2 pseudogenes are annotated in these 440 nt (G+C 46.4%); one reads left to right on the top strand and one right to left on the bottom strand.

The annotated features are described in order from the left end of the window. Nucleotides 1-116: pseudogene (locus AB4585_RS29205) on the top strand (aminoacyl-tRNA hydrolase); the annotation flags it as partial. 85 nt (nucleotides 117-201) lie between these two features. On the opposite strand, the pseudogene AB4585_RS29200 reads toward AB4585_RS29205, so the two are convergent. Further along, nucleotides 202-440, bottom strand: a pseudogene (locus AB4585_RS29200) (saccharopine dehydrogenase); the annotation flags it as partial.

The following is a 440-nucleotide window of genomic DNA, read 5'->3' as shown; positions in this document are numbered from 1 at the left end:
CTGTGGTGCAGAAAAAACGTCGACCAACTAAGCCAACCAAGGCTTCTCAAAGACGACGTATCGATTCGAAGAAGAAAAAAGGACAGACCAAGTCTTTGCGTGGTCGCATAGTCTAACCACGTTCATGCCGTATATGAAAAAAGAGGTAGATGCATTAGCACCTACCTCTTTCTCTATCTTAGTTAAGCTATAGAAACTTACTTACGCTTCAGCCAACACCGACTTCTCAGCGGAGTAGTAAAACTCTTCCGCTCTAGCCCAGATACCTTCTGGATCTTTACCTTGGGTAAGGTCAATCAAGTGCGGTAGCAACTGGCCTGCAAAGTCTTCACTGCTCTCTTTTGGCAGGACGGTTGGCAGGTGGTCTACGGCTTGTACGCGAACACCTTCAACTACTGAGTCAATAATTGGCTTGGTGAGCTTAGTGCACTGGTTGTAGA

It is taken from the genome of Vibrio sp. 10N.222.49.C9, from assembly GCF_041474985.1.
In the GTDB taxonomy this organism is placed as follows: domain Bacteria; phylum Pseudomonadota; class Gammaproteobacteria; order Enterobacterales; family Vibrionaceae; genus Vibrio; species Vibrio crassostreae_C.
This window is presented reverse-complemented; position numbering and strand designations above follow the sequence as displayed.